At 54.8% G+C, this 23,728-nt stretch carries 20 protein-coding genes; 8 read left to right on the forward strand and 12 right to left on the reverse strand.

The window, feature by feature from the left end; genetic code table 11:
* Window positions 1-5 precede the first annotated feature (5 nt).
* On the reverse strand, window positions 6-899 hold the full coding sequence (locus ACTRWH_RS16970; RefSeq protein ID WP_157665622.1) for a glycosyltransferase family 2 protein: 894 nt from the start codon (window positions 897-899) through the stop codon (window positions 6-8).
* A 156-nt stretch (window positions 900-1,055) separates the two neighbouring features.
* Here ACTRWH_RS16970 and ACTRWH_RS16975 point away from each other — a divergent pair, with 156 nt between their 5' ends.
* Entirely contained in the window at window positions 1,056-1,736 is a 681-nt protein-coding gene (locus ACTRWH_RS16975; RefSeq protein WP_085681625.1) for a sulfotransferase family 2 domain-containing protein, read from the forward strand.
* Between the two features lie 31 nt (window positions 1,737-1,767).
* On the forward strand, window positions 1,768-2,556 hold the full coding sequence (locus ACTRWH_RS16980) for a glycosyltransferase family 25 protein (protein WP_085681626.1): 789 nt from the start codon (window positions 1,768-1,770) through the stop codon (window positions 2,554-2,556).
* Window positions 2,557-2,569: 13 nt separating this feature from the next.
* Here ACTRWH_RS16980 and ACTRWH_RS16985 read toward each other — a convergent pair whose 3' ends face one another.
* The 3 genes from ACTRWH_RS16985 to ACTRWH_RS16995 are packed head-to-tail and all read right to left on the reverse strand — an operon-like array spanning window position 2,570 to window position 5,458.
* Window positions 2,570-3,934 (reverse strand): O-antigen ligase family protein, encoded by a 1,365-nt coding sequence (locus ACTRWH_RS16985; RefSeq protein WP_085681627.1) that lies wholly within the window; start codon window positions 3,932-3,934, stop codon window positions 2,570-2,572.
* Window positions 3,935-3,982: 48 nt separating this feature from the next.
* The gene (locus ACTRWH_RS16990) at window positions 3,983-4,666 is read right to left on the reverse strand and encodes a BUD32 family EKC/KEOPS complex subunit (protein ID WP_085681628.1); all 684 of its coding nucleotides are present in this window, start codon (window positions 4,664-4,666) and stop codon (window positions 3,983-3,985) included.
* A gap of 27 nt (window positions 4,667-4,693) precedes the next feature.
* The gene (locus tag ACTRWH_RS16995; RefSeq protein ID WP_227517799.1) at window positions 4,694-5,458 is read right to left on the reverse strand and encodes a 3-deoxy-D-manno-octulosonic acid kinase; all 765 of its coding nucleotides are present in this window, start codon (window positions 5,456-5,458) and stop codon (window positions 4,694-4,696) included.
* Between the two features lie 116 nt (window positions 5,459-5,574).
* Between ACTRWH_RS16995 and ACTRWH_RS17000 the strand changes: the two genes are divergently transcribed.
* On the forward strand, window positions 5,575-6,603 hold the full coding sequence (locus tag ACTRWH_RS17000) for a glycosyltransferase family 9 protein (protein ID WP_085682054.1): 1,029 nt from the start codon (window positions 5,575-5,577) through the stop codon (window positions 6,601-6,603).
* A 96-nt stretch (window positions 6,604-6,699) separates the two neighbouring features.
* Here ACTRWH_RS17000 and ACTRWH_RS17005 read toward each other — a convergent pair whose 3' ends face one another.
* The 3 genes from ACTRWH_RS17005 to glnE all read right to left on the reverse strand — a co-directional run bounded on the left by ACTRWH_RS17005 (window position 6,700) and on the right by glnE (window position 11,073).
* Entirely contained in the window at window positions 6,700-7,104 is a 405-nt protein-coding gene (locus tag ACTRWH_RS17005) for a DUF6165 family protein (RefSeq protein ID WP_085681630.1), read from the reverse strand.
* 37 nt (window positions 7,105-7,141) lie between these two features.
* On the reverse strand, window positions 7,142-8,068 hold the full coding sequence (locus ACTRWH_RS17010; RefSeq protein ID WP_041336053.1) for a branched-chain amino acid transaminase: 927 nt from the start codon (window positions 8,066-8,068) through the stop codon (window positions 7,142-7,144).
* A gap of 98 nt (window positions 8,069-8,166) precedes the next feature.
* Window positions 8,167-11,073, reverse strand: a complete 2,907-nt coding sequence (gene glnE / locus ACTRWH_RS17015; RefSeq protein WP_085681631.1) for a bifunctional [glutamate--ammonia ligase]-adenylyl-L-tyrosine phosphorylase/[glutamate--ammonia-ligase] adenylyltransferase — start codon at window positions 11,071-11,073, stop codon at window positions 8,167-8,169.
* Window positions 11,074-11,154: 81 nt separating this feature from the next.
* Between glnE and ACTRWH_RS17020 the strand changes: the two genes are divergently transcribed.
* Window positions 11,155-12,333 (forward strand): potassium channel family protein, encoded by a 1,179-nt coding sequence (locus ACTRWH_RS17020; protein ID WP_228210944.1) that lies wholly within the window; start codon window positions 11,155-11,157, stop codon window positions 12,331-12,333.
* Between the two features lies 1 nt (window position 12,334).
* Here the strand turns inward: ACTRWH_RS17020 and ACTRWH_RS17025 are convergent, their stop codons facing one another.
* The 5 genes from ACTRWH_RS17025 to typA all read right to left on the reverse strand — a co-directional run bounded on the left by ACTRWH_RS17025 (window position 12,335) and on the right by typA (window position 18,221).
* On the reverse strand, window positions 12,335-13,192 hold the full coding sequence (locus ACTRWH_RS17025) for a CYTH domain-containing protein (protein ID WP_085681633.1): 858 nt from the start codon (window positions 13,190-13,192) through the stop codon (window positions 12,335-12,337).
* Window positions 13,193-13,295: 103 nt separating this feature from the next.
* The gene (locus ACTRWH_RS17030; protein ID WP_085681634.1) at window positions 13,296-14,303 is read right to left on the reverse strand and encodes a porin; all 1,008 of its coding nucleotides are present in this window, start codon (window positions 14,301-14,303) and stop codon (window positions 13,296-13,298) included.
* A 498-nt stretch (window positions 14,304-14,801) separates the two neighbouring features.
* Window positions 14,802-15,266, reverse strand: coding sequence for a D-aminoacyl-tRNA deacylase (gene dtd / locus ACTRWH_RS17035; RefSeq protein WP_085681635.1), 465 nt, complete (start codon window positions 15,264-15,266; stop codon window positions 14,802-14,804).
* A gap of 81 nt (window positions 15,267-15,347) precedes the next feature.
* The gene (gene pip, locus ACTRWH_RS17040) at window positions 15,348-16,310 is read right to left on the reverse strand and encodes a prolyl aminopeptidase (protein WP_036203435.1); all 963 of its coding nucleotides are present in this window, start codon (window positions 16,308-16,310) and stop codon (window positions 15,348-15,350) included.
* 99 nt (window positions 16,311-16,409) lie between these two features.
* Entirely contained in the window at window positions 16,410-18,221 is a 1,812-nt protein-coding gene (gene typA / locus ACTRWH_RS17045; RefSeq protein ID WP_036203432.1) for a translational GTPase TypA, read from the reverse strand.
* Window positions 18,222-18,779: 558 nt separating this feature from the next.
* Between typA and glnA the strand changes: the two genes are divergently transcribed.
* From glnA to ntrC, 4 genes are all read left to right on the forward strand, one after another.
* The gene (gene glnA, locus ACTRWH_RS17050; RefSeq protein ID WP_036203429.1) at window positions 18,780-20,183 is read left to right on the forward strand and encodes a glutamate--ammonia ligase; all 1,404 of its coding nucleotides are present in this window, start codon (window positions 18,780-18,782) and stop codon (window positions 20,181-20,183) included.
* A gap of 175 nt (window positions 20,184-20,358) precedes the next feature.
* A complete protein-coding gene (locus ACTRWH_RS17055; RefSeq protein WP_036203426.1) occupies window positions 20,359-20,889 on the forward strand; it encodes a DUF4124 domain-containing protein in 531 nt (176 codons plus the stop codon).
* Window positions 20,890-21,217: 328 nt separating this feature from the next.
* Window positions 21,218-22,300, forward strand: coding sequence for a nitrogen regulation protein NR(II) (glnL, locus tag ACTRWH_RS17060; RefSeq protein WP_036203423.1), 1,083 nt, complete (start codon window positions 21,218-21,220; stop codon window positions 22,298-22,300).
* Entirely contained in the window at window positions 22,297-23,724 is a 1,428-nt protein-coding gene (ntrC, locus tag ACTRWH_RS17065) for a nitrogen regulation protein NR(I) (RefSeq protein ID WP_041335667.1), read from the forward strand. Before glnL ends, ntrC begins: the two co-directional genes overlap by 4 nt.
* The last annotated feature ends 4 nt before the right edge of the window (window positions 23,725-23,728 follow it).

Below are 23,728 nucleotides of genomic sequence, written 5' to 3' on the forward strand. Positions count from 1 at the left end.
CAGAATCAAGATCCGCCAGCTTTCGACGACAAGAAAAGCGATAGCATAAGCCTCTTAAGAGCTCTGACATCCAAAGGTCTGATTCGCAGAAGCCGCAATAGCGTCGAGCGGTAGTCAGCAATCAGACCCGCATCTTTTTGCCTGCGCGCGAGTAAATTCAGGTAACGGGAGGCCAACTTGGGATGCTGGGCAATGAAACCTGCATGCCGGTCCGCAATCAGGGTGTCGCACTTCGCCTGCTTGAGTAGATTATCGCTGGTACTCAGGCGCGGGCCAGAGTGAATGAAAAAGTTCACCAATGGAGCCTGAACGGAACCACAACCACTCCCCTCACTTAACATTCGAAAAACCAGCTCCCGATCTTCGGAAACCGTCAGGGATTCGTCAAAACCTCCAATTCGGCGTATTGATTCTGCTCTGAACATCATGCCCGTCGTACGGGTGTATGCTGTCGCGGCATACGCGACTTCATCGGCCTTGTGGTGACGACGGATAAGGCAAGAATGCTGCTGGGCCTCCGAGGTGTCACCCGAGGAAACATCCAACACGCGCAGAGCCGGCCAGGCAAAGTCGATTTCGTCACCGTATTGTTCGAATAACTCGAGCATTTTGCCAGCATAATCCGGAAGCAAGGTGTCATCATCGTCCAGAAAAGCGATGTACTCCCCATTCGCCAGAGACAGCCCAGCATTGCGGGCTGCAGATACACCCTGGGCGATTGAATGGCGATGCACACGAACCCGCTCATCCTCGCCTTCGTAGTCAACTGGCACGCTGCTGCCATCATCAACCACAATTACCTCCAGATCGGAAAGCGACTGGTCGACCGCCGACTCGATGGCCTTTGCGAGCATGTCAGGGCGATTGTGGGTCGGGATAATGATCGATAGTTTAGTCATATACCTTGAAGCGTCGAACGTTAAGGAGCAGATTGTAGCGGAACTCCTCGATGGATTCAGATTCCGCCAGGCACGAATTCTGTACCCAACCATGTTGTTTTGTTGCGCAACGACTGGGATCATGGGTCGCGAACCGCCAAAGTAACGGAACCTGCCATGCCACGACCAAAAACCAAAGCCAGAACCCAGATCAAACATCTTCTTAGACTTCGGTATCACAAGGCAATTCAGCGCTCGTATCGCCTTGAAAAGTTCAATGAATACAACATGATATTCATACATATACCAAAGGCGGCAGGCACCGCCATTAATCAGGGGCTTTTTGGTCGATTAGCTGGACTGGGGCACGTGTCTTGCCAAAAATATCTACAGATATATGGCAATGCGAACTTCAACTCGATGTTCAAGTTCACCTTCACACGCAACCCTTATGATCGTTTCGTTTCGGCCTACGAATATCTACGAACCGGAGGGAACAATTCCCACGACCTCCTTTTTAAGAGAGAGGCCATTGATAAGTATAAAGATTTCGATGACTTCGTGTTGAATGGGTTTGCTAAAAACGAAAAGATGCAGAGGCACATCCACTTCAAAAAGCAAGCCGACTTTCTTTACATTGACAACAAGATTGCAGTTGATTTTGTTGGTCGCCACGAAAATATCCAGAAGGATTACCAATACATCGCGAGTATGATCCATGACGCTAAGGACCTCGGGACCAAGAATACGAGTACTCGAGAAAAAGACTTCGAAGAGTACTTCCTGAATAGCACAGTTAAAGACGTCATCTGTGATTTCTACGAACCTGACTTCAGGTTATTGAAGTACGACTTCTAATACATCTATGACATTGACTCGAGACAAGTGAATGAAGCCTGGAACATACCCAATTTACCTGGTTTCTTTGGATCAGGATTCAGCGAAGCGGAAAACACTCGAAGATCGCTTTCCCCGTCATTTCCCTACAATGACAAGGATTAACGCAGTCGACGGCAGAAAACTCAGCGCAAAAGAATTCTTCGAATATATTGCCACTCCGATGGCACAAGGTCATCGTCTGATGCTTCCTGGAGAGGTTGGGTGCAGCTTAAGCCATGTACACGCGCTGGAGTCGTTCCTTAGCTCGGGGGCTGACGCGGCACTGATTCTGGAGGACGATGTAATTGGTAATGATGGCAACATAGACGCCATCATGGAGTTGGTCGCGACGCTTCCGCCCGAATCATTGCTTATTTGCGGTGGGCAGCAAGGAATGCCTGCACGAAAATATGTCTTCGGAAAGCCGACGAGCACCGACGGTCTATTTCGTCTTCCGCCGTACTCCAACAGCCATATATTTCGCACCTGTTGTTACGTGGTAACTCCAGTAAGTGCAAAACAAATTCTCGACATTCAGAAACGATCTTTACGATTGGCCGATGCGTGGGGAACATTCTTTCGTGGATCTGAAACGCACATATATTATGTCGATCAACTCGAGCACCCCAAAGAACTCTCCGGCAGCCACCTTGAGCAAGAGCGCTCCCAGTTGGGATACAAGTCAGCTTTTGGTGTCCGACGAACTGTCGCCCTCGTAAAACGACGCTTTTCCCGTATAGCTCGTAAACTGGGAGCTTTGATGTGCTTAGCCCAAGGCTACAGGCGGATTGTCAGATGACATCCGCCTTCCTTCAGGGTTCCACAGATGAGGCTTGCATGCTCTCAGACCTCTTTACCTGGAGATCTTTATAGATAAAGGAAACAGGAACGCCCAACAAGAGAGTCATTATATGCAGACCGTAAACGTCGTCGAAAAACAGACCATAGAAGTTGGCTGCGAGCATAAACAGGGCAACGGAAGTAAAGGTGAAGTTCCGAAGCTCTTTTGACATATTCCCTCGTTTGCATGCCTGGTGAGATTGATATAGCACCCAGAGAAACAGAGAAAGAATGATAGCCAGCCCGCCGACCCCATAGCGAACAGTCAACTCAAGATAGGAATTATGTAACTGACGATAGTCTTTGAACTTTTCATTGGTCTTCGATTCCTGCCCTAACACATACCGCCCAGCTCGGTAGCCCCAGCCAGAAAACGGGCGCTCAGAAATCCACTTTGCGCCGACTAGCCAGAACTGTGCTCGCAACCCCCAACTGCTATTCGGAAGAGAGTCCAAGTCACCCTCGAAGATGGTTTGGACCGTTGATAGCTCCCTCTCAAACTTGTCATAATTCTTACCCGCCAGATCAGTCTGAATGCCGACAAAAAGAATTAGAAGAAATGACAGCAGCGCTATTCCGGTATAGCGCTTGTTTCGCAGAAGAACCCTTCGCTTCTTCAATGCGCCATGTAAGCCAAAGACGAAAACGACCAATAGCAGGCATGCCAAAACCCCGCGCGTTTGCGTCATAAGAAGTGTGCCAATACACAGAAGGAATAGAGCTGCCCAAATCAACGCCCCTAAAGACACAATGGAGTGAATTCCAAAAAAACGTTTTCTAAAAGCAAGCAACCCAAGTACGACGAGAGAAAGATACAACGCTGTCCTGATTGGGTTAAGCCCAAGACCTTCTCGCCCCCCACTCAAACCATGGAAGAAATCGTCCAATCCATCCCCCAGAACCCAAGGAATCATAAATATCAATGCGGCCATCAAGAAAACCAATGCCGTGAGATTACTGGTACGCCCTCCAAGAGCAATTGCAACGATCAGAAAAGCAAACTTATCCAGATAGTCCTCGATTGAAGGGCCACTTCGGGCAATCTCCGGATGGTCAATCAGCAAAGAAACCCACGTGAATGTCATTTGCACTATAACTAATAGCATCAGCCAAACCGGGTAGGATGACCTGGCAACAGCAGAATAACGAAATAGGACAAAGGCGCCGCATAGATAGAACGGGATCTTGATTGATTCAAACCAATCAACCGAAAGCAATGGGGTAGCCAAAAAAGCTACTGCGAACAGCAGTACGAGCCACCGATAAGGCGGGGGAGAGATTATTAATGGATTATCAACAGCTTTGTGTAGCTGCATAACTCCTTCTGGCGGCTTCATTCATGCTCCAGTCATCAGGAAACCCGATATAGTCAATTGCGTATAGATTTAATCAAACTGCCGGGGTCGAATATTTCGACTAGCCCGCTTGGCTTCCAGTGTGGCCCTCCAGCCCTTAACACCCGCCCAGAAAGCTCCGTCATCCCACTCGGACCCTTTCCCTACAAAGGCGACATCGAGGTATGCCATCAGCAGGCTCTCCACCAAGTCTTCATCTGGCAAACGAGCCGCGACGTTGGCCAAATTGGATACAGCTACTCCGAGTGGGAGCATGCGTGAGTATATTCGGACGTCATCCTCATCAACCATGCAAATCGTATCGCTCTCCCCCATCAGGAAATTTGTCAAATTTCCATCCGGCTGTTCGATTCCCCGCCTGTGCAAATCGGCGATGGTGATACCCAACAAACGAATTATCTCGACTTGTCTGACGCGGGACGACTCGCCCAACAGGACAGCTCGGAGCGGACGATACCCCTCCAGAAAAGCCGTTCCGTATCCAAAGCACCTTTCAGAAGCCAGCCAGCCAGCAAATACAATAGGCGGTACCGGCCCACCCACGCGCCGAATTTTCTTGCCACGGCGCAACGCACGAATCCAATGAACCAACCCGAAAAGCGGCTTACGGTAACACTTGATCGCCGCCACCCGGCCATCCACCAGCCCCCGATAGGTAATCCGGGTTCTACGAGTATTGGAGTGAAGCTCTTCTTCGAGTTTGACGGTGGTCATTAACGTGAATCGGGCCTGATTGGAAATTTAGTGGGAGGGCTGGCGATGATAGGCTTGGAGCAGATGCTGCCAGAGGTTTTCCCGCTGGGATGGGGATAAACCTGGGCACCGCTTCCTGACAGAACGCTGGAGTCGTTCCAGGTTTCGCTGCTTCCATGCTGAATCTGTTTCATTTTCGCTCTCTGGGACCAGTTTGCAACGGTCAAAGTCGATCAGATAAAGCTGATCCCCCGTCACGAGTATGTTATCGCAGTTCAAATCAACGTGATTGAGGCCGTTGTCGTGAAAGCGTCGGATGACCTGCCCCAACTGAGCCCACAGAGACTCATCGCTTAAGCGATCGCTGTCGGAAAACGTGACGGAATTCGGTATCCGCTCTACCAGTATAGCGGCCCGATACCAGAAAAGCCGGTATTTCCAGGCAATGGCAGCAACGGCTTCCGGTACCGGCAGACCCAGCGAGCGAAGTTGGCCCAGCAACCGGAACTCGGCCACAGACCGGGTCTGTTCAAAGCCGGTAAACAAATACGCCTTTTCCGCGAAACGGGCCATCATGCCGCCACGTCTGTAATGACGAAGCACCATACCCGGCGGTTCCATATCAACAAACCAGGCACCGCCACGTCCACCAGAGGAGACCGGTTTCGCCCTTCCCTTCCAGAAGTCAGGGGAAAACCAGGACGCAGTCACCCCCTCATACCTCGGTGAGACCAGCAGCAATGACGTTCCGGAATCTGAATGAGTGCCCGTTGCCAATGTCAAAAGATCGTTACCCTCGGCCCGGCAAACCATAGGTTTGCGGGTAAAGACGTTAAAAGCCCAGTAGGCTAGAATGGCGCTCAGTTTACCAACGAGCCCCGCCCGGCTCCACATCCGGCAGTGAAAGATTGGAAACGGACCGTAACTTGATTAACTCCATCTGTATATTGCGCCTGTCCGCCATTGGCGACGTCACCCATGTCATTCCCGTGGTATTGAGCCTTCAGGAACAGGTGCCCGGCATTAAAATCACCTGGGTAATCGGCAAGATTGAAGCAAAGCTGATTGGCGACCTGCACGGTGTCGAGTTTGTCGTTTTCGACAAGAAAGCCGGTCGAAAAGGTTATGCGGACTTGCATGACACCCTGAAAAACAGAAAATTTGATGCCTTGCTGCATATGCAGGTGGCCTTCAGGGCCAATCTTGCGGCGGCGATGATTCCGGCAAAGGTGAAAGTGGGGTACGACCGTGCCCGTAGCAAAGACCTTCACAGCCTGTTTATAAACCGGAAAATTGCTCCGGCAGCGCAACAGCACGTGCGGGATTGCCTGGCGAGTTTCCTGGAGCCACTTGGCCTGAAGCCCGCCGCACCAAAATGGGTCATCCCATTAACCTCCGAAGATCATGAGTTTGCCGGGCAACACCTCGCAACGGACCGCAGGAACCTCGTGATCAGCCCCTGTGCCAGCCACACCCTTCGCAACTGGCCTGCCGAGCGCTATGCGCGTCTGGCTGATCACGCCATCCGCACTCACGGCATGAAGGTGATTCTGGTGGGCAGTCCCGCCCCTTTTGAAGCGGAATTTTGCACAGACATCGAAAACGCTATGGCGGAACAAGCGCACAACATCTGTGGCAAGGATACACTGAAACAGCTCACCGCTCTGTTGGAACGCGCCGATCTAGTCGTCGCACCGGATACCGGGCCGGCCCACATTGCCAGCTCAATGGGCACGGATGTGCTGGGTATTTTCGCGGCCAGCAATCCCAATCGTTCCGGCCCTTACAACTCGCTGCAATGGTGCGTGAATCGATATCCGGAAGCGTTGAAGCGGTTCACTGGCAAGACTGTTGAGCAGGCTCGCTGGGGCGCCAAGGCAGAATTCGAGGGGGCGATGGAACTGGTGACGGTGGAGGACGTGACGGGGATGCTGGATCAGTGGGTTGCTCAGCACTGATGCCGCGCCACTGTCTACGGCTCTCTCGGGCCTTCTCTTTAACCCTCTCCCGCGAGGGGAGAGGGTATGACAATCCAGGCGAGTGAAAGCACCGCTTTACTTGCGGGCGGTGTAATCCTGGTAGGACTTTTCTTCCACAAACCGTGACCCCAGGGCCAGGTTCACGTCCTTCTTGATAGCGGCGCGCTTGTCGTTGGTGACATAGACGGCACGAGCCAGTGCAATAAACTTTGCGCCGAAATCCTGAGCAGCTTCCTGATCACGAATGTCGTCTTCGATTTCCCAGAGCGCCTCGTTCACTTCCTTAAGCTGCCTGCGCAGATCTGCGATGGCTGCCTGATCCTGAACGGCCTCGTTCCAGGTGGCGCTCAGTTCGTCCAGCTCGAGCCGAACATTTTTGACCTTTTCCGCGTCTGCTATGCGTTCAGACTTGATCTCCAGAATGGTGATCTTGTCCAGCACTTCGCCGAAGGAGACCGGCACTTTGATAACGTCTGCCATTTGCTCTTCCTGCAGGTGTTGTTAGTGGACCACGGCGTTAGCCGTTAACCGCTGTCAGCCAGTGTGAATGCGCAGGACTCTTGCCCTTCACAGCATCGAAATACATACCCTGCAACTTCTCGGTCAGCGGGCCGCGCTTGCCAGCGCCGATCAAACGGCCATCCAGCTCACGGATCGGCAGCACTTCTGCAGCGGTGCCAGTAAAGAAGGCTTCATCCGCAATATAGACCTCATCTCGGGTGATACGGCGCTCTTTCACCGGAATGTTCAGCTCTTTCGCGAAATCCAGGATGGTCTGGCGGGTGATGCCTTCCAGGCAGGACGTCAGTTCCGGTGTATGGAGCACGCCATCACGCATAATGAAGATATTCTCGCCGGAACCTTCAGCCACGTAGCCTTCATTATCCAGCAACAGGGCTTCTTCGCAGCCACTGGCAATGGCTTCATTCAGAGCCAGCATGGAGTTGATGTAGTTACCGTTGGCCTTGGCCTTACACATGGTGATGTTGACGTGATGCCGCGTGTAGGAAGAGGTGCGAACCTTGATGCCCAACTCCTTCGCTTCCGGTGACATGTAGGACGGCCAGCTCCAGGCGGCGACCATCACATGAACCTTGAGGTTGTCGGCACGCAGCCCCATACCTTCAGAGCCGAGAAACACCATCGGGCGCAGGTAGGCTTCGTCCAGATTATTTTCCCGCACGGCGGCGGTCTGTGCCGCATTCAACTCGTCCTTGCTGAACGGCATGGTCATGTTGAGGATATGCGCGGAGCGGAAAAGACGATTGGTGTGATCTTCCAGCCGAAAAATCGCAGCACCCTTTTCAGTGCTGTAGGCGCGGACACCCTCGAAACAACCCAGACCATAGTGCAGGGTGTGGGTCAGCACGTGAGTTTTGGCTTCCCGCCAGGGAACCATTTCACCATCCAGCCAGATCAGGCCATCGCGATCAGCCATCGACATTGTTTCTGCTCCTAAAGCACTCTATTCGGGAAACCGGCATTCTAGCAGGAAAACTCGGGCTTACGAAGGGGCGCAATCACTCTTCCATCACCTCTCAATCACCCCAACATAACCCGATTCCACATACTTTGGATGTAATCACGCTCTTCGGGAAACGCGTCACCCGCCACCTGGCTATTCAGGTTCTGCAGTGCCCGCCTGTGTATCGTGGAGCGCAGGGTAATAAATGTTTCCCTGAGTTTCTCAGTGTCTTCCACCGGCAATACCCCCGCCCGGCCCAGCTCCTCCATCTGGCGAATATTATCGGACCACTGCGTCAATTCCGGATGCTCGGAACAACAGGCCAGCATCAGGTACTGCACCATGAACTCGATATCGATAATGCCGCCATAGTCGTGTTTGATATGGAAAACCTCTGGCACCTTGCCTTCGATTTGCGGGGTGCCCAGGGCGGTGCGCATCTTCTCTCGCATGCCGACCACTTCTTCCCTCAGCTTTCCCCGATCCCTTTGCTGACACAGGATGTCTGCACGTAGCTTTTCAAAGGCTTCCAACGTTTCCGGACAGCCTGCCACACCACGGGCGCGGGCCAGCGCTTGGTGTTCCCAGGTCCAGGCATCGCTACGCTGGTACTTCTCGAAGGCGGGCAGCGTACTGACCAACAACCCCGAGCTGCCCGAGGGTCGCAGGCGCATATCCACTTCGTAAAGCTGGCCGGACGGCGTCTGGGTGTTGAGAATGTGCACAATTCGCTGCCCGAGCCGGGTGTAGAAAACGGCGTTGTCGATGGGCTTGTCACCATCCGTTGACTGCTCCGGATCGGCATCGTGGATAAAGACCAGGTCGAGGTCCGAGGTGTAGCCAAGCTCGATACCCCCCAACTTGCCATAGCCAACGACGGCAAAATCGGTGTCACAGGCTGAGCCATCCTTGCGTCGTGGGTAGCCATGGCGGCTGACCAGATTAGCGAACGCCACGTCTACCACATGGTCCAGCACCACTTCGGCAATCCACGTCAAATAGTCACTGACCTTCATCAATGGCAGGGTTTCCCGTATCTCCGAGGCGGCCACTCGCAGTATGTGGGCCTTCTTGAAGTGCCGCAGAGTCTCCATCTGCTCCTCAAGATCCTCATAGGGAATCCGCAGCATCTGCTGGCGCAGGTCATCCTGAAGTTCGGTTTTTGCCGGCGGGCTGTACAGACTCTCTGCGTTCAAAAGCTCGTCGAGCAGCAAGGGCGTTTCCGCCAGTTGGCTTGCGATCCAAGGGCTTTCACTGCACAGGCGGACCAGCTGGGTCCTGGCTCCCGGATTCTCCAACAGCAACACCATGTAGGCGGTTCTGCGCAGAATCGCTTCAACCAGTTGAAGAACCCGCACCAGCGTCTGGGACGGCCCCTCCACGTGAGTAAGCGCTTCCAACAATACCGGTATGAACTTGTTTAACCGCTGTCGCCCTTGGGTCTGCAGCGTCTGCAATGTGCGGGTTTCGCGCAGGTCGCTGAGGGCAGCATAGCTGCCTTCGGCGTCCTCAAAACCATGTTCATCGAGCCAGGCGGTCGCCGCCTCCTCGTCCATTTCACCCAGCCAAAGTTCCTGCCAGCCTTCATCAAGCGCCGCCACCTCGTGTTCTTCATCTTCGATGGCGATGATATCCGCAAAATGCGTGGCCACCCGTTCGCGGTGCTTTTCCAGTTCCGCAACGCAGGCTGGCCAATCATCAAACCCCATGATCAGCGCTACACGAGCTTGCGACAGACCATCGTCCGGCAGCAGTTGGGTCTGTTTGTCTTCCATGCCCTGAAGGGCATGCTCAAGATTGCGAAGGAAGACATAGGCCTCCTTCAGCTCCTTTACCACCGGTGATGGCAACAACTCCAATTCTTCCAGCTCCTTCAGGATTACCAACAGCTCCCGCTGTTGTAATTCCCTATCACGGCCGCCCCGGATCAACTGGAAGGCCTGTACCACGAACTCAATCTCGCGGATGCCTCCATTGCCGAGCTTGATGTTATTTTCCAGGCCTTTACGGCGCACTTCCCGGCCGATCATGGACTTCATGGCACGTAGGGACTCAAACGCACTGAAGTCGATATACTTGCGATAGACAAAGGGCTTCAGGCTATCCATCAGGACTTGCCCCGCCTGCTGGTCACCGGCCACAACCCGCGCTTTTACCATGGCATAGCGCTCCCAGTCCCGCCCCTGATCCTGGTAATAGGTCTCCAGCGCAGCGAAACTCAGCACCAATGCCCCACTCTGACCATAGGGGCGAAGGCGCATATCCACGCGGAAAACGAAGCCGTCGGCGGTGATCTGGTCCAGCGCCTGGATCAATCTCTGACCCAGGCGGATAAAAAACTGCTGGTTATCAATGGATCGGCGCCCGCCACGAGTTTCGCCCTTCCCCGGGAACGCGAAGATGAGATCAATATCAGAAGAGACGTTAAGCTCGTGCCCTCCCAACTTCCCCATACCCAGAACAATCAGGGGTTGCGGGCCTTCCTTACCCGTCGCAGGATTAACTCCCCACGGCGTTCCAGATTGTTCGCAAGTGTCTTCGTACAACCATTCCAGGGCACCCTGGATACAGGTATCGGCGAAATCACTTGTGGCCGCCATGGTTTCAGCAAGATCAGCCCACCGCATCAAATCCCGCCAGATAATCCGGAACTGTATTTCCGTCCGGAATCGCCGCAAAGCCGACTGTAGACTGCCTTCATCAACCACTTCTGAAAGAAACTCCTGCCAGCGCTGATGAAGGTAATCCGAGGTTGTGGGCTCAGCCAGGGGGCGGGACTGACATAGCGCCGCGACCTGCTCCGGATGGCGCTCAAGGGTGCGCCTGACAAACAGGCTGCGCGCGACGGCCTGGGCTACATCCTCATCGGACACACCACCCTGAGCGCCCAAAAAGCTGGGCACTCCCTCGGGAAATACCGAAGACCAGGCACCACCAACCTCATCTGCCAGACTCTTCGGTAAGGAGCGCCACGGCTCGGACATAATGCAAACCCCTGTGTCTCTGTTATATTTCCCGTACTGTATAACGAACGCTCCCCCGACTGAACCGTTGTAAGGAAACCGATGCAGAGGAATCGCCGTCCGCTGAACCCGGAACACCAGCTTTCTCACTTGCCCATGTCTGGCATTATCCGGTCACGCATCAAGCGGCTTTTTACCATTCTTGGCGGGCTGTTGATCACCCAGGTGGTGATCATTTGGGCGGCCGAGGACCTCACACTCTTCGAGTCTGCGTGGATGACCATGACAACGCTGGTTACCGTGGGCTACGGTGATTTTGCGCCGCAAACCATCATCGGACGGCTCAGCACCGTTTTCCTGATGTTCATTGCCGCCATCACGCTGCTGACACTTATCGTCAGTGATTACATCGAATACCGGTTCTACCGCCGGGAACGCATTTTAACCGGACGTTGGATATACGCCATGAAAGACCACATCGTTATCATCAACACACCGCAGACGGGTGGGGAACAGTATTTTTCCCGCTTTGCCTCCCAGATGCGGGCCGTACCCGGCTATGAAACCGTTCCCATCATCATACTGACCAGCCAGTTTCCGAACGGGCTTCCGCCCGAACTGGCAGACAACGGACTGGTTCACTTCCATGGCTCCGGCAGCGATCCGGAAGCTCTCAAGGCGGTGCACGCGGGTGCGGCCCGACATATTATCGTGCTGGCCGCCGACGAATCCGACCCAACCTCCGACAGCCTGACTTTCGATATCGCCCACAGGCTGAGTGAGTCCAACCTTGGCCAGAAAGTCACGGTGGAGTGCGTACGGGATGAAAATCGGGATCGCTTTACTTCTGTGGGTGTCCGCACCGTTATCCGACCGGTTAGAACCTATCCGGAGATCATGGTGCGCTCGGTCATTGCACCAGGCTCAGAGAAGGTCCTTGAGGACTTGTTTAATTATCAACACGACCACCCCCACCGCTACGAAATTGAACTGGACGACCTGAACTGGGCGGATATCGTCAGCGCGCTGATTCGGCATGGCATCGGCACCGCACTCGCCTATATTGACGACAACAACGAAGTCGTTTGCCACCCGCCCACCGACAAGGAAATTGAAGGTAAGGGCCTGATCGTTCTGGTGAAGTCCAGTGAGACCCCGGACGTGGAAGTGGTGAAAGAAGCCTTGTCCCATTATCGCGATTTCATTAACAAATGGCACAACCTGCAAAAACAGGCCACTCAAGAGGATAGCAACGTCTCCAAAGCGGCCGATCAGCCATAAGCTATGCCGCTGCGATGGCCAGTTGCAGCTGGCCGAGTTCCTTGCTGGTTGTCATATCGCCGATGGACCTCCCCTCTGCCAGCATACGGAACACACACTGGCAAAACTCCTCGGCGCCGCGCTCGCGAGCCATCCGAGCTATCGCTCGAAAATCGTCTTCCTTCACGGGAGCGGGCTGCCCGATGAGCCATGACACGCTGAGGAGCGAGAGAAACTCATTCACCGACAACTCGGCATCCCGCTCTGCTTTCGGAACCGGTTGATAGAGCCCCGCGAGGTAGTACCCTTGCTCCGCCTTGCTGACAAGGTTCAGAAACACCGGCACTTCATCCGCCAGACGTCGCGCCCACGCTAGTAACAACGAGGCATCTCCGGCCTTAAGCTCAAATTCAACTTCACTGAGCGGGCGGGACTGCCCACCCGCCACGATTTCCCCGGAATCAATGGCCACTTCAACCAGGCTTTCCCCTTGCTCAATCATGACCACACGACGCTGAAAGTTGGTCTCAAACACCGGTTGCAGTTCGGCAAGGTTCACGCTCTGCCCCACAGGGGTGTCCGCGATGAGCCCCATATTGAGCGTGGTACCGATCAGCGGCCACTCCCACTCCTGGCGACGATGAGCACCATCAACGAACTCACCGCGGGTTTTCAGGGTCTGGATGTGCCTGTCACCCAACTTCCGGATTCGCAGGGCAATCTTCTGGCGGTTGAGATCCCCGTCGGGCGTGTCGTAGTAGGTGTTTCCCAACTGTAGGGTCCCGGACTCATAAGTGTTTGGCTGACCCAAAAGCCAGTCAACGGCTCGGTCCAGATCAGGCTGCGCCACGCTGAGTTTGATTTCCAGTTCCTGAGCCATCCGCCCTCCTGCCGTGTGAATTCTGATTTCAGCATACATAAAAAAACCGGCAGCCCGAAGGCTGCCGGTTTTCGACTACTTAATAGATTAGCTGGTTAGCTGATCAGAAGTAGTAAACACCACCAACGGCCAGCGCAGAACGCTCGCTTTCGTCGGCAACACCGTAAACGCCGTCGTCACCGTCACCCAGGTAACCTTCAACGTAAACGTACATGTGGTCAGACAGGTTGTGCAGCGCCTGCAGAGTAATGGTGCTACGCTCGGTGTCGTCTGAATCATCAGCTACGTCAAGCTCGTAAGTCGCGGCGAACTGGTTCGGACCAACAGCGTATACAGCGTGAACGCCGTAGCGATCGCCAACGTCTTTACGAGTCTGGTACTGACCAGTCAGGCTCAGGGCGTCCAGGCCAACAGTGGCACGCAGGCCGTAGGTGTTTTCGTTGTTCGGGCCACCAGCGCTATCGTTGGAGTCCATGGCGACAGCCAGCTCTACGTTGTCAACAGCGTAGGTAGCGGCCAGCTGATAGGGATAAGACTTGTCGCTCCCCTTATCAGGCAGGCTAGCGTCATCAAGATCACCATTGATCTGTACAGCAGCGCCCAGGGTCAGACCACCGAAAGACGGAGTCATGTACTGAACCAGATCGCCTTCGCCAGTTTCGTAGCCGCCACCGAAGTTATAGGCAGCAAACTCGTAGAAGTTGGCAATCTTGTCGATAGAGCTTTCGTATGTGGAGTCGTCAGAACCAACCCAAACCTGGCCGAAGCTGTCGCCTTTCACACCGATGTAAGCCTCATCAACGTCTTCCAGACCGCTCTCGCGATCCTTATCGTCAGCGGCCAGGCCTTCAAGTTCCAGCTTGAAGAAGCCAGTGATACCCGGAGCAATTTCGTGGTCGTGCTTCACACCGATGGTTGAACCATTGTCGGCGTGCTCAAGGCCGTTTTCACCGCCTTTAACGTCCGCATGGTAAACAACATATTGGATGTTACCGTAAACTTCCGGCATGGAGTCCATACGGGCTGCCAGTTCAGAAGCACTCTCCATAGCCAGCGCGGAACCAGAGAAGGTCGCTGCGGCGATTGCAGATGCGAGGAGCGTTTTTTTCATGTTGCGTCTTCCTTTTGAGTTAACTCAGGTTTTAGCGTCGGGTTAGTTTCCCGCTCTTTAGACTTCACCAGTCGGGCTGGTTGAGCCCTATTCTGTTTATTAACCATGTCAGTTTTGTGACAAGGCCATAACAATTCATTTTTCTTCTTGTCGGTAAAGAGCTCATCAGGCTCTTTACAGCTCAGTCACTTACATTGCTTTTTTAAAGCACTGAGTGATGAACCTGTTTTAATACAATGATGTCGAATTTGCAAATTTTTAATCGAGACTTTTTAGCTCAATTAAGCTTAAAAGGGAAACTATTTATGCCATGAACTGTCATCTGCTTTCGCGAAACTTTCTCTTCAAATCCGGGGCCAGAAACCATTAATTTATTTAAAATCAGAAAATTAATGGCCAAAAATCGCTTCACGGGCGAACTAGGAACCCAGCCTGCTGGCTACTGCTGCACCAGAAAAGAACAACCACCGTTGCAATGCCTCGCAATAGGGCGACACCTCAACCCCGCCCTGGCACACCCGACACCTCCAGAAGAAACGTGACCGGCCCATCGTTTACCAAGGCCACCTTCATGTCCGCACCGAACTGCCCCTGCCCAACCCGATCTGCGCCCAACCGCGACTCACACGACGCCACGAATTCATGAAACAGGGCTTCGGCGGATTCCGGACGCGCAGCCACCGAAAATCCCGGGCGAGACCCGGACCGGGTATCAGCAGCAAGCGTAAACTGGGGAACAACGAGGAGGGAGCCGCCCATATCGAGCAGGCTGCGATTCATCCGTCCCTGGTCGTCGGGAAATACCCGGTAGGCGAGTAGTTTTCGACACAGTTCCCGCACCGTGCTGGAGTCGTCTGACTTCTCAACTCCGAGCAACAACAACAGCCCCGAACCAATCTCGGAGATGACCTCATTGTCGACGGTGACGCTGGCGTGGGTAACCCGCTGTATCAGCCCTTTCATCAAGCTCCCTGCACAAGGACTCAAAATTCGGAACGAAGTTTATCCACGCACCAGGCTCGCCGCAACCTTCTTCATGTGACTTTACGTATCCCTACCTTCAAGCTTCGCGGCGACCTCATCGACCCCACGCATCAGGGCATCAATGATGGCGGGCTCGGACGCTGAGTGTCCTGCGTCCCGTATGATCCTCAAGTCGGCTTCCGGCCAGGCCTGGCTCAAAGCCAGAGCATTGTCCAGCGGGCACACCATGTCGTAACGGCCATGGACAATGATGCCTGGAATATCTTTGAGTAACGCCGCGTCACGTACGATCTGATTATCGTCCAGAAACGCATTATTCATGAAGTAATGGCATTCGATTCGGGCCAGGGCAATAGCCACATGGGGGTGCCCGAAGTGCTCAACCACACGAGGGTTCGGATGCAGGGTTGCACACCGCCCCTCCCAGATGGACCACGCCTTGGCGGCCTGTATCTGCTCCAGTTCGTTGCTGCTCGTCAGGCGACGGTAGTAGGCCGTCACGAGATCGCCACGTTCATCCTCAGGAATGGGTGCCAGGAAATCGCGCCAGTAATCAGGGAACACGCGGCTCGCACCTTCCTGGTAGAACCAGTGGATATCCCTGGGCCGGCAAAGAAAAATCCCCCTCAGCACCAGGCCAAGCACCCTGTCCGGGTGCGACTGGGCATACACCAGGCTCAATGTAGATCCCCAACTACCGCCAAACAGTATCCATCGGTCTACCCCAAGAAAGGCCCGCACCGTTTCCATATCGTCCACCAGTTTTTGCGTGGTGTTTCCTGAAAACTCGGCCAGCGGGCTCGAACGGCCGGCGCCCCGCTGATCCATAAGAATAACCCGGTAGCGCTCGGCGTCGAAAAAACGGCGGTGATAGTCCTCACATCCGCCGCCGGGCCCGCCATGGACAACCAGAACGGGAATACCATTCGGATTGCCGCTTTCTTCAACATACAGTTCATGGGGCGGATCAACCGCAATGCGATGCTGGGCGTTGGGCTTGATATCAGGGAACAGGGTGAGCATGAGGCGCTCCGGACAAAGGATTTAACCGGAGTTTAGCTGAAGACAACGAAAAAGGGGCGGGCCACATTGGCACCGCCCCTTAATATCACGTACTGAAGATTACTTCTTATGAGCGCGCTTACGCTCATTCTCGGTCAGAAGCTTCTTGCGCAGGCGGATCGACTTGGGCGTCACTTCCACCAATTCATCTTCATCGATAAACTCCAGAGCCTGCTCAAGGGTATGCTTGATCGGCGGCACCAGGCCGATGACCTCGTCCTTGCCGGACGCACGCATATTGTCCAGCTTCTTCCCCTTGGTGGGGTTAATTACCAGATCGTTGTCACGACTGTGAATACCACACAACTGACCTTCGTACACTTCCTGGCCGGGATCCAGAAACAACTTGCCCCGGCTCTGTAGTGTTTCCAGCGAATAAGTCAGCGCGGCACCAGTTGCCATTGACACCAGCACACCGTTCTGACGACTGGTCACATCACCGCTCTTAATAGGGCCGTAATGGCTGAAGGTTGAAGTCAGAATACCCGAACCGGAGGTCATGGTCAGGAAGGCGTTACGGAAACCGATCAGCCCGCGCGCCGGAATCGTATACTCAAGACGCATACGGCCCTTTCCGTCCGGCACCATGTTGGTCATTTCACCCTTGCGGAGCCCCATCTGATCCATAAGCGCACCCTGGTGCTGCTCTTCGATGTCGATGATGACGTTTTCGTACGGCTCCTGTTTAACACCATCGATCTCACGGATAACCACTTCCGGACGACCCACGGCGAGCTCAAAGTTCTCGCGACGCATGTTTTCGATCAACACTGAGAGGTGCAGCTCGCCACGGCCGGATACCTTGAACTTATCTGCCGACTCACCTTCTTCAACTCGCAGAGCAACGTTGTGCAGCAGCTCTTTTTCCAAACGCTCTTTGATGTTGCGGCTGGTGACAAACTTACCTTCCTTGCCACAAAACGGTGAGTCGTTGACCTGGAACGTCATGGAAACCGTCGGCTCATCCACCGTCAACGGCGGCAAGGCTTCAACATTGGCCTGGTCACACAAGGTGTCAGAGATGTACAGCTCATCCATGCCGCTGACGCAAATAATGTCGCCCGCCTGCGCTTCGTCGACTTCAACACGCTGCAGCCCGGAATGGCCCATGATCTTGAGAATACGGCCCTGGCGCTTTTTGCCGTTGGCACCAATGGCCGTAACCGGAGAGTTGGTTTTAATCTTGCCGCGCATAATGCGGCCGATGCCAATGACGCCCAGGAAGCTGTTGTAGTCCAGCTGGGAAATCTGCATCTGGAACGGACCATCCCGGTCGACGTTGGGTGCAGGTACGTGATCAACGATGGCCTGGAAAACCGCGTCCATGTTGTCGTCCAGCTTTTCGTGATCCATTCCGGCAATGCCGTTCAGGGCACTGGCGTAGACAATCGGAAAATCCAGTTGCTCATCGCTGGCGCCAAGGTTGTCGAACAAGTCGAACACCTGATCCACTACCCAGTCCGGGCGAGCTCCAGGGCGGTCAATCTTGTTCACGACGACAATCGGGTGCAGGCCCGCATCAAACGCTTTCTGGGTGACAAACCGGGTTTGTGGCATCGGGCCATCAATAGAGTCAACCACGAGCAACACGCAATCGACCATACTCATGACACGCTCGACTTCACCCCCGAAATCGGCGTGACCCGGGGTGTCCACGATATTGATGTCGTAGTCGTGCCACTTCAGCGCCGTGTTCTTGGCCAGAATGGTAATACCACGTTCTTTTTCCTGGTCATTGGAGTCCATGACACGCTCGTTTTCGAGCTCTTTGCGATCCAGAGTGCCGGACTGGCGAAGAAGCTGGTCAACCAGTGTGGTCTTGCCATGGTCAACGTGGGCGATGATGGCGATATTACGAAGTTTATCAATCACAACTATAATCCTGCAGCATGCACTGAATGACCTGAGAGGTCTTCAGTAGGCGCAAAGCCCCTTACATGCCGTCTCAAATCCGTAAAATGAATTTCATTTGTCGGGCCGGGAAGCCCGAATACCCCCTGAAGAAACTCAGCGTCTGTGCTGAATACCTGAGGCAAAAATGAAGTGGCGCGCAGTATATAGCAAACTCACTTGCGTTTATATGAAGAAAAACGCTTATCGAAGCAACAACCCATCTGCATCATTTTGGTGCATTATTTCAGCTATCGCACCGTTTTAACGCACCACGAAAGAGCGATAGGGCCACCCAATCAGCACATATCGCTCCAAAACAGCCCGAACGCCTTGGTATTGCGCACTTGTGGCGCATGCATCAAAAACTGGCAAGGCTATTGCTAAACCTTAAGCAGCCGAATTTGCAGGTAACTCGCAACAGCTTTTGTTAAGCTGCCCTACCTGAAAGAAAGATCGGGAGTCAGCACTGCTGAACGATCCGGCAACAATGTACACAGAAATCGCCCGCACGGCGGGATAACAGACGGAGCATGCACAATGTCCAAGACGATTGATCTGATCAAGGAACACGAAGTCAAATGGATCGACCTGAGATTCACTGACAGCCGTGGCAAAGAACAACACGTAACGCTGCCGGCCACCGAGGTGGACGAGGACTTTTTCAGCGACGGCAAGATGTTCGACGGCTCTTCAATCTCCGGCTGGAAAGGCATCAATGAATCCGACATGATTCTGATGCCGGACGACAGCACCTCCGTGCTGGACCCGTTCACCGAAGAAACCACACTGAACATTACCTGTGACATCGTAGAGCCTTCCACCATGCAGGGCTATGAGCGTGACCCACGCTCCGTTGCCCGCCGTGCGGAAGAGTACCTCAAGTCCACGGGCATCGCTGACGGTGCCCTGTTTGGTCCGGAACCTGAGTTCTTTGTTTTCGATTCTGTTAAATGGAATGTGGATATGCAGGGCGCTTCCTACCACATCCACTCTGAAGAAGCCGCCTGGGTATCCGGCGAAGACTTCGATCGCAACAACATCGGTCACCGCCCGGGTGTTAAAGGTGGTTACTTCCCGGTTCCGCCAGTGGATAGCCTGCACGACCTGCGTGGCGCCATGTGTGCCGCTATGGAATCCATGGGCCTGGAAATTGAGGTTCATCACCACGAAGTCGGCACCGCTGGCCAGTGTGAAATCGGCGTTGGCGCCAACACCCTGACCCGCAAGGCTGACGAAGTGCAGATTCTCAAGTACTGCGTACACAACGTGGCCCACGCCTACGGTAAAACCGCCACCTTCATGCCCAAGCCTGTGGTTGGTGATAACGGCTCCGGCATGCACGTACACATGTCCCTGAGCAAAGACGGCAAGAACCTGTTCGCAGGTGACAGCTATGCCGGCCTGAGCGAAGCAGCGCTTTACTATATCGGTGGTGTCGTCAAGCACGCCAAGGCCATCAACGCCTTTACCAACCCTGCAACCAATAGCTACAAGCGTCTGGTTCCGGGCTACGAAGCACCGGTTATGCTGGCCTACTCCGCCCGTAACCGTTCGGCCTCCATCCGTATTCCATACGTGAACAGCCCGAAAGCACGTCGTATCGAAGTGCGTTTCCCTGACCCGGCGGCCAACCCGTACCTGGCGTTCGCTGCATTGATGATGGCCGGCCTGGATGGTATCCAGAACAAGATCCACCCGGGCGATGCCATGGACAAGGATCTGTACGACCTGCCGAAGGAAGAAGCGCTGAACATTCCGAAGGTTGCTGAAACCCTGTCCGAAGCTCTGGATTGCCTGGCTGAAGATCATGAATTCCTGACCCGCGGCGGCGTGTTCACCGAGGACATGATTGCCGGCTACATCGATCTGAAGCGCGGTGAAGTTGAGAAACTGAACATGACCACACATCCGGTCGAGTTCCAGCTCTACTACTCCTGCTAATCCGTTCGTAAGGATCAGCAACCCAGAAAAGCCCCGCCTCGTGCGGGGCTTTTTCGTGTACGACCGCACATTTCGGCCAGCCTTAACGGAATGTAACCAAGCTACCGGGTAATGGCGTTGAAATACTCATGACTGGCGCTGATAATCGGATAAAACAATCAAACAGGTTGTCTCTATGAATGCACGGTTCGCACTACTCTCAGGCATTGTCGCTCTCGCGGCGTTTCCGGTTTCCGCCGAGGTCTATCGCCAGGTGGATGCTCAGGGCAACGTTACCTATACCGACGAACCCTCGGAAGGCACGCCTGCTGAGGAGATCAAAGTGAAACCGGTCACCACGGTCACCCTGCCAAAACTCGAAGCGGTTCGTGAGCCAGAGCGGTTGCGGGAAAAAGTGCAACAGGAAGGCTCCGTCTACGACAGCGTCCGTTTCCTCGCGCCGGGCGATGACCAGGCCTTCCACAGTGGCAGCGGCGACGTGGAATTCCGCGTGACCAGTTCACCTGGCCTTCGGGGCAGCCACAAGTACGAAGTGACACTCGACGGCCAACCGGTTGGCCAGAGCGCGTCCGGGACAGTGATGGTGCGCAATGTGTTTCGCGGCACCCACGATGCAGGCGTCAATATCGTCGACAGCAACGGTGTTACCGTCAAGAGCGGCGAAACCATTACCTTCACCATCCACCGGCCCAGCGTCAACAACTGATGCACCCTTCCGGGGCCCCGACCGCTTCGAGCCGGGGCGCCATACAAACGCAGACCTGTAGCGGTTAGCGAACCACCACGCCATTCTTGATTGCACCACTTTAGTGCGATCGCACCATAAAAAAGCCATACTCTGACCATTCCCAGGGCGGATATCCGCGGGCAGGCTTTACGCAATGATATTTCTGCACTACACCACGCCGTGTTCACAGGCCTGTAACCCGCATGCCCGCTAAATGCGCACTGTCATAGCCACGAACAGCCAATGTGGTTCGTTTTTTGCAAAACTGCCTTAGCAACCCGCAAGGCCCATCAAAAGGGACAAACGAATGGCAATACCGGCCGGATACAAAAGCATACTGGACAGCCTGACCACAGCCGTACTGGTGCTGAGTGACGGGTTGCGGGTCCAGTACCTGAATCCGGCGGCCGAAAGTCTGTTTGAAACCAGCGTAACCAGAAGTAAGGGAGCCCCGATCAACGACATCCTGATCGACTCTGAAGATGCCCTGCAAACACTGTATGCGGCAGCCGAGAATGGCCAGTCGTACACCAGACGCGAAGCGGAGTTCATACTGACAAGCGGATTGCGGCTAACGGTTGATTATTCCGTGTCCCCCATAAGCCTTGAGCCAACGGAACTGTTGATCGAAATCCAGCCCAGGGACCGCTTGCTACGGATCAGCCGGGAAGAAGACATCATCTCCCAGCAGGAAACCACCCGGATACTGGTCCGGGGCATGGCCCATGAAATCAAAAACCCTCTTGGAGGTATTCGCGGGGCCGCCCAGTTGCTGGACCGCGAACTGCACAACGAAGACCAGAAAGAATACACCCAGGTGATCATTGCAGAAGCGGACCGCCTGCGAACCCTGGTGGACCGCATGCTCGGCCCGAACAAAGCCCCAAAAATGGCGTCCACCAATATTCATGAGGTTCTGGAGCGCGTCAAAACCCTTTTGGAAGCTGAGAGCCGCGGCCGCCTGAACTTCCGAAGAGATTACGATCCCAGCCTGCCCGAGTTCCAGGGCGACAAGGAACAGCTGATTCAGGCTTTCCTTAACATCGCCCGCAACGCCATGGAAGCCGCGTTCGAGAACCAGGCGGAGATGACCGGCGACGAACAGCCGACGATCACCTTCCGCACACGCGCATTGCGACAGTTCACCATCGGCCACAAACGCCATCGCCTGGTGTGCCGCGTGGATGTGATTGATAACGGCCCGGGCATACCACCGGATCTGTTGCAAAACGTTTTCTACCCGATGATCAGTGGGCGAGCCAGCGGCACAGGCCTCGGCCTGTCCATCACCCAAAGCATCATCGGGCAACATCACGGGCTTGTTGAATGCGAGAGCGAGCCCGGAAAAACCGACTTCATCATCTTCCTGCCTCTGGAGGAAAACCAATGAGCCAACCGGCAAACGTCTGGATAATTGACGACGATCGCAGTATACGTTGGGTGCTGGAGCGCGCCCTGAACCAGGCCGGTATGCAGCCCCGGGTGTTTGAAAGTGGCGAAAGCATCATGATGAGGCTGGAGCACGAACAGCCCGATGCCATCATCAGCGACATCCGTATGCCCGGCGTCGACGGCATCACCTTGCTCTCACAGATTGTTGACTCACACCCGGATCTGCCGGTGATCATCATGACCGCCCATTCCGACCTGGAAAGCGCGGTGACCAGCTACCAGACGGGCGCCTTCGAGTACCTTCCGAAACCGTTTGACGTGGATGATGCCGTCGCACTGGTAAAGCGGGCCGTTGCTCACAGCCACGAACGCCGGGCCACCTCGGAGCCGCAAGCTGAAAGCGCACAGAGAAATGCCGAAATCATTGGTGAAGCGCCTGCGATGCAGGAGGTGTTCAGGGCCATCGGCCGATTGTCCCACTCCAACATCACCGTACTGATCAATGGCGAAAGTGGTACCGGTAAGGAACTGGTTGCCCAGGCCCTTCACAACCACAGCCCCCGGGCCAGCCACCCTTTTATCGCACTCAACATGGCCGCGATTCCAAAGGACCTGATTGAGTCCGAGCTGTTTGGCCATGAGAAAGGCGCCTTCACCGGAGCGGCTGCCGCCAGGCAGGGTCGCTTCGAGCAATCCAACGGAGGCACCCTGTTCCTCGACGAGATCGGTGATATGCCCGCCGACACCCAGACACGGTTATTGCGGGTGCTTGCGGATGGGGAGTTCTATCGGGTGGGCGGCACCACGCCTATCAAAGTGGACGTCCGCATCATCGCGGCTACACACCAGGACCTGGAAAAGCTCGTCCAGGCGGGCACCTTTCGGGAAGATTTGTTCCATCGCCTGAATGTTATCCGGGTGCACCTGCCAAAACTCGCGGAGCGCCGCGAGGACATCCCGCGGTTAATGGAACATTTCCTCAAGCGGGCTGCCCGGGAACTGGCAGTGGAAACCAAAATACTGCGCCCGGAAGCCGAGGAATACCTCACCACCCTGCCCTGGCCCGGTAACGTCCGCCAGCTTGAGAACACCTGTCGCTGGCTGACGGTGATGGCCAGTGGCCGCGAGGTTCACATCGATGACCTGCCGCCCGAGCTGATGCAGCAGGCCGAAGCGCCGGCCACCGGCCAGACCTGGCAGGAAGGCCTGCGCAACTGGTCGGAACAGGAGCTCAAACGCGGCCACAAAGGCATTCTGGATACCGCCGTGCCGGAGTTTGAGCGCATCATGATCGAGACCGCATTGAAGCACACCGGCGGGCGCCGGCGTGATGCCTCCATCCTGCTGGGCTGGGGACGGAATACCTTGACCCGCAAGATTAATGAACTCGGGATGGATCACCCGGAGGGGGAGGAGGACTGACCCC

The sequence above is a fragment of the Marinobacter sp. G5_S1_61_S3 genome, assembly GCF_054968585.1.